We start from the raw sequence: 6,051 nt of genomic DNA on the forward strand, positions 1-6,051 counted from the left end.
GGCACGACGGCAAAGACCGTTGACGCGCATGACCGGGTTGGCAGGCTGCCGCGTGGCGCCCCCGTTCCCGCCACCGTTCATTCCTATTTTGCCGCGTCATTCCCAGGAGACAACCGTGGTCCAGCCAATTCCTCAACCGGGTGAGCTCGAAGCCATCGAACTAGCCAGCCGCGACGAACTCCAGGCGCTGCAACTGGCGCGCCTCAAATGGTCGCTGCGCCATGCCTACGACAATGTGGCGCACTACCGCCGGGCTTTCGACGCCGCCGGGGTGCATCCGGACGACCTGCGCCAGCTATCCGACCTGGCGAAATTCCCCACCACGACCAAGAAGGACCTGCGCGACAACTATCCGTTCGGGCTGTTTGCCGTGCCAAGGGACGAGGTGGTGCGCGTGCACGCATCGAGCGGAACCACCGGCAAGCCGACCGTGGTGGGCTATACCGCGAAGGACATCGACACATGGGCCAACGTGACGGCGCGCTCGATCCGTGCGGCGGGCGGCCGGCGTGGCGACACGCTGCACAATGCGTTTGGCTACGGCCTGTTCACCGGCGGCCTCGGCATTCATTACGGCGCCGAGCGGCTCGGCTGCATGGTCGTGCCCATGTCCGGCGGACAGACCGAGAAACAGGCACAGCTCATCCGCGATTTCGAGCCGTCGATCATTCTCGTCACGCCGTCCTACATGCTCAACCTGATCGACGAGATGGCACGCCAAGGCATGAACCCGGCGGAGTCGTCGCTGAAGATCGGTATCTTCGGCGCCGAGCCGTGGACCCAGGGCATGCGCAGCGAAATCGAGACCCGGGCGGGCATCCAGGCCGTCGACATCTACGGCCTCTCGGAGATCATGGGCCCGGGCGTGGCGTCCGAGTGCATTGAAAGCAAGGACGGCCCGGTGGTCTGGGAGGACCACTTTTATCCCGAGATCATCGATCCGGTCACCGGCGAAGTGCTGCCCGACGGCAGCCAGGGCGAGCTGGTATTTACCTCGCTCTCCAAGGAAGCCATGCCGATGATCCGTTACCGCACGCGTGACCTGACCGCGCTGCTGGCGCCGACATCGCGCTCGATGCGCAGGCTGGCGAAGATCACGGGGCGCTCCGACGACATGCTGATCATTCGCGGGGTCAACGTGTTTCCGAGCCAGGTCGAGGAGCTGATTCTCGGCATTGCCCGGCTTAGCGGCAACTACCAGCTGTGCATCACGCGCGACGGGCATATGGATTCGCTGTCCGTGTCGGTGGAGGCGCGCGCGGAGATCTGCGCCTCGCTGGCCGAAAGCGAGCGCGAGCAGCTGGCACGTGAGCTGCAGCACCGGGTGAAGACGATGATCGGCGTTTCCACGGCCGTGCGCGTCCTGAATGCCGGCGAGATCAAGACCACCGCCACGGGCAAGGCGCAGCGCGTGCTCGACCTGCGGCACCTCGGCGCTTGAGGCGGTAACTGCGGGAGGCGTGAGAAGCGAGCGAGAAGCAAGCCGATCGCAGCCGATCCACGCTGAGCGAAAAAAACTATTCAAAAACGCAAAAGGCTGTTGTACAATCCGGCCTCCGTTTCGATTGAGACGGAACTTGTTCCCCGATAGCTCAGTTGGTAGAGCGCCGGACTGTTAATCCGTAGGTCCCTGGTTCGAGCCCAGGTCGGGGAGCCAAAAAGCGGGAGTAGCTCAGTTGGTAGAGCGCAACCTTGCCAAGGTTGAGGTCGCGAGTTCGAGCCTCGTCTCCCGCTCCAAAATGGCAAAATTTACCCGCTAGGGTATCGTGAGAGCGCCCGCACAGGTCGCCTCCCAAACGAGAGGGTGCCCGAACCTCCCGTAGCTGTCAACATTCCATCTGCTACAGATACGAAACCAAATCCCGCATCTCGTCGATATCGGGGTGGACATACTTCATTGTCGTATTGAGACTCGTATGTCCAAGCTGAAGCTGAACAAGCTTCGGGTTCTTCGTCACTCGCATCAATTTCGTTCCGGTCGTATGGCGGAAGCGATGGCAGGATGCAACTATCCCATGTGTATTCCTTAGCTCGGCGAAGACGTCACGCAGATTCCATTCGCCCATGGCTTCTCGAGGATCAGTCCGTTTCGCCCGAGTCCGAAACGGACCGACATTGAAGACCTTCCAGTTTGGGTTCGTTCCGCCGAGGCGCGTGCAGTATATCTTTCGATACGTTCCCAACTCGGAGAGTAAAGATTGGGGCACGGGGATGTCGTAAGATCGCCGGGTCTTGCTGGTTTCGGATCTGAGGTGAATAGTGCGTTGTCCGACGTCTATATCACGCCACTCCAGGTTGAGAATCTGTCTTCTCCGCATGCCCGTGAAATAGAGCGTCTTGATGAACGCTCTCCAGAACCAGATTGGTCGCATGCAAGGCGGCCACGGGTGTTCTGGACTGTCTAGCAGCTGAAATAACAGGCTCAGCTTTTCCCTCTGAATGACCTTCGGCAGTTCGTGATGCACCGGTGCCTTCTTGACGACGCGGAACGGGCTTGAGGCAACGACCCCCGTTTCCACGCCGTATTGGAAGATCGCAGAGAGATGTCGGTGTAGCGTATTGTAAGTCGAAGCCGAAGTGCCCTTGATAACCTTGTTTCTGTAGTCAATAAGGTTATCGACACTTAATTCCTTCGCGTCAATATCGCCCACTTCCCGGATAAGGTGAGTAGTCTTCTCCCTGTAGGACTTTACTGTTTCCGGTGCCAGAATCTTGTTGCGAAGATACTCTTCCAAGAGTTTTGAGATCAACATTCTATTTTCCGATAATTGAAGTATTGATGACTAATCTATCTAATAAATACGAATGTTCAAAATGTTGACAGCGAGTAGGTTCGTCGCGCTGTCAACAGCTCTGCTTGGATAATTTTTTCCCGCTTTATCTTTGATATGCGGACGGATTCGGTAGAGCGACCTAAGTCACGGAAAAGGCATTTTTCGGATTCTGCCAAGTGGATTTCTAGATGTGCAGGGCGAAAATACGGGGTTATGGCGGAGGCGTTGTGTGCCCCGTAAATCTACGGATGACAGCCGGTTGTGAGCTGGGGCATGATTTGCGCACGTGCATTGTGTTCGAGCGAGATGGAAATAATTGGCGTCAGTGAAAAACCCAGTGACTCTGAAGAATATTCCTATTGTCAATCAGACTTGTCCTATCCAATGGTCGAGAAAAATGGAGAGATGAAGCGAGCTCCCAATAGCATCGCCAACGGCAGGGATAGTGACGGTAATCGGCTCTTGCCCGGATTGACCTATGGCCTGCATGCGGAAGGGTGTTCGCCTGCCCTGGGTGGCGTGTTTGCCGTCTGGGATGGCCGGCACTTTCTGAACGATGTGACCGGTGAAGTGGTCTCGCCTGCCGACGGCGGCTATACCCATGCGATGCTCGTCACAATTCGTGATGCATAAAGCACCTTCATGGCCTTCGCGGAAGGCATTCCAGTTCTCGGAAGAGCCACTGCACTGGGCTCCGCGGCTAAGGCTGCTTTGGGTGGGCGGCGCTCTTGGTCACGGCCTCTATTGGATCGTCTGGTCCTTTGTGTTTCCGCAGCCCCACGACAGCCTGGCGCTTCGTGGATGCGTTGCCGGGCTGTGGTTCCTGGTTGGCACAGGACGATATCTCAGAACCTGCAGCGCGAGAGTCTCGTCGTATGTCCACTACGCGATATTTATCCTCAACGTCCCGTTCTTCTTCTCGTACATGTACCTGGCGAATGGCATCGACAATCGCGTATGGGCGATGTCGTTCGTCTGCGCCATCTACCTGACGTTCTTTTCCCTGCGCGTGCTGTCCGGGTTGGTGTGCTTCGCGATTGGGAGCGCGCTGGCGGTGGCCGTCCTTCACCTGTCGCCTGCGGGCAAGTTCGCCGGTGTTCCCTTCCAGGATGGTGCCGTGATCCTGCCAATATTCCTCTTTGCCTTTGCCACAGCGGTGGCCGGGGCTAGTCGACGAGATCAGCGGGTGAGGGACGGACTTGTGGGCGCATGGCGCGCGTTGGCCGTCCTGGCACATGAGGTCAGGAGCCCGATGTTTGCATTGCGCATGCAGATGCTGGCTTTGAAAGAGGAAATGCTGGATAGAGCCGATCGATGCGACCAGGCATGGAGTGAGATTCTGGATCGCCTGGAGAGGCGGATATCGGACGTACATAGCAACCTGAACTTCCATCTCGAGAACGTCCGATGGTCCAGTGGCGAGGCGGCGGAGGATACCAGCGCGACATTTGACCTGGCGGAGGTTGCACGAGATGCGCTCGATACGTTGGCGGGAGGGAGAAATGTGCCCTTGATTGAGCTTCGCGGTGACGCGAGCTGTGTTGTGCGAGGCGATATCGGTGGCGCGCGTCAGATCGTGGTGAACCTCCTTCGCAACGCTATTGCCGCGGTGGCGGCGGCCGGTGGCGGCAAGGTGTCTTTGGAGTTGGCGAGGCGCGATGGTTGGGGCGTAGTGACGGTGGAGGATTCAGCCGGCAGTCTGTCGGCCGTATTAGCGCAAAACCTCTTTGTGCCATTTTTCAGTGCGAAGAAGGAGGGCATCGGGGTGGGCCTTTACGCAAGTCGAATGATCGCGGAGCGAATGGGAGGCGCAATACAAGTCATGTACGAGGATCGCGTGTTCACACGCTTTCAATTGGAGTTGCCCAGCGTATGACGGTGCCGCTTCGAATGCAATGTGGTGTGCTACTGGTGGACGACGACGAAGATGTACTGGCCAGCATGAAGAAGGTCCTACGTCGACGCTTACCTCACAACAAGATCTACACTGCGTCGACGTGCTGGTCGGCGTTGGCCATATTGGGGAAGCACGCCATTGATCCAGACTCGCTTTCGCGACGGTTGGTCAAAGAGGTCGAGTTGGTGCCTGACAAACGATCCCTATGCGTGAATGACAGTCTGTTGAGCGGCTTCGATTTGCATCGCATATGTTCGGAGCAGATCGGTGTCGTCATACTGGACTACGCTATGCCTGAGTTGACTGGCTTCGAGGTGGCGGACTGGCAGATCTGCCGCGGACTTGGGAAGGTCTTGCTGACGGGGCAGGCGTCACCGCGTCACGCGATAGAGGGTTTCAACGCGGGCGTCATCGACCGGTTCATACGGAAAGACGATCGCGAGGCAATTCGGCACGTCGTGGACTATGTTCGCGAGCTTGAGCGCAAGGTGATGGCATCCGTCGGTGATGCGGCGTTGAGCATCTTGCAGCGACAATCGCTTCCTTTCCTCGGGAATCCGGCGTTGCTAGCGCTGCTCGACGATGTGACGCGCGACGCCGAGGCCGTCTGGGTCACCGTCAGTCTGACGCCGCCAGGGATTGCCGCGATCGATAAGGCGGGGCGCACGAAGCGCTGGCTCGTCATGGATGACGAGGCTAGAGTGTCCCAGTTGGAGGTGGCCCGGGAGGCGGGTGTACCCGAGCCTTTCATGAAGGCAATCCAACGCGGAACACATTTGCCATTCTTCCTCGGTGCGCGGAATGCTGGGGGATACTACGAACATGGCCTGGACTGGTCAGAGGGCTTGCACAAAGTCATCGCCGCCGACATCGCAGGGTTCAAGGTCGCGGAACTTCCAAGATGCTTCCCGGTTTGACAGAGGCATTTCCGGAGCTGGAGTCGACGCGCGGACGCCTGAAGGCATCGGGACTTCGCCTTAGTTATGCGTCACCCGTCTGCTCACGCTTCATCAGTCACGAGTGTGGCTCGATGACCCGGAGCGCCAGATTGGCGGGATCGCAGTTTAGCCCTGCATACGCGACGTTGCCCACGGTCGTAAGGCCGGGCGTGGTAGCGAGTGCGTACTTTGGTCCTTTTGGCTCGGCGTCGTGGTTGCTGGTCGAACACGAGGAGCGGGCTGACCTGGAGGCCGTGCTGATCGGGCATGCGAAGTTGCACGTCTTGCTTGATACGCGGTACATGGCAGCGGCGTCCGCCTATTTCGGGAACCAGCGACTGACGGAGCGAGAGGCGCAGGCTTTGTCTTTGAGGGTGGAGACAAAACAAAGAAAGACCTATTCTTCCTAAACTGAACATGGAGATGCAGTCATGGGGAAGAT

At 58.3% G+C, this 6,051-nt stretch carries 5 protein-coding genes and 2 tRNA genes; 6 read left to right on the top strand and 1 reads right to left on the bottom strand.

Annotation, left to right across the window (positions count from 1 at the left end; all coding sequences use genetic code 11):
• The first annotated feature begins 115 nt into the window (after positions 1 to 115).
• The 3 genes from paaK (at position 116) to AC1RQK_RS38545 (ending at position 1,737) form a co-directional block, all read left to right on the top strand.
• Positions 116 to 1,441 (top strand): phenylacetate--CoA ligase PaaK, encoded by a 1,326-nt coding sequence (paaK, locus tag AC1RQK_RS38535; protein WP_492814734.1) that lies wholly within the window; start codon positions 116 to 118, stop codon positions 1,439 to 1,441.
• Between the two features lie 140 nt (positions 1,442 to 1,581).
• A tRNA-Asn gene (locus AC1RQK_RS38540) sits at positions 1,582 to 1,657 on the top strand.
• Between the two features lie 4 nt (positions 1,658 to 1,661).
• A tRNA-Gly gene (locus AC1RQK_RS38545) sits at positions 1,662 to 1,737 on the top strand.
• 104 nt (positions 1,738 to 1,841) lie between these two features.
• Here the strand turns inward: AC1RQK_RS38545 and AC1RQK_RS38550 are convergent.
• Positions 1,842 to 2,753: a tyrosine-type recombinase/integrase gene (locus tag AC1RQK_RS38550; RefSeq protein WP_492814736.1), complete on the bottom strand. Its 912-nt coding sequence runs from the start codon at positions 2,751 to 2,753 to the stop codon at positions 1,842 to 1,844.
• 327 nt (positions 2,754 to 3,080) lie between these two features.
• Between AC1RQK_RS38550 and AC1RQK_RS38555 the strand changes: the two genes are divergently transcribed.
• The 3 genes from AC1RQK_RS38555 to AC1RQK_RS38565 all read left to right on the top strand — a co-directional run bounded on the left by AC1RQK_RS38555 (position 3,081) and on the right by AC1RQK_RS38565 (position 5,588).
• The gene (locus AC1RQK_RS38555) at positions 3,081 to 3,407 is read left to right on the top strand and encodes a hypothetical protein (RefSeq protein ID WP_492814738.1); all 327 of its coding nucleotides are present in this window, start codon (positions 3,081 to 3,083) and stop codon (positions 3,405 to 3,407) included.
• Positions 3,408 to 3,489: 82 nt separating this feature from the next.
• On the top strand, positions 3,490 to 4,650 hold the full coding sequence (locus AC1RQK_RS38560; protein ID WP_492814740.1) for a sensor histidine kinase: 1,161 nt from the start codon (positions 3,490 to 3,492) through the stop codon (positions 4,648 to 4,650).
• Positions 4,647 to 5,588 carry a hypothetical protein gene (locus tag AC1RQK_RS38565; protein WP_492814742.1) on the top strand — a complete coding sequence of 314 codons (942 nt, stop codon included), beginning with the start codon at positions 4,647 to 4,649 and terminating at the stop codon, positions 5,586 to 5,588. Before AC1RQK_RS38560 ends, AC1RQK_RS38565 begins: the two co-directional genes overlap by 4 nt.
• Positions 5,589 to 6,051 lie beyond the last annotated feature (463 nt).

This window comes from Cupriavidus sp. GW822-FHT02D05 (genome assembly GCF_058802485.1).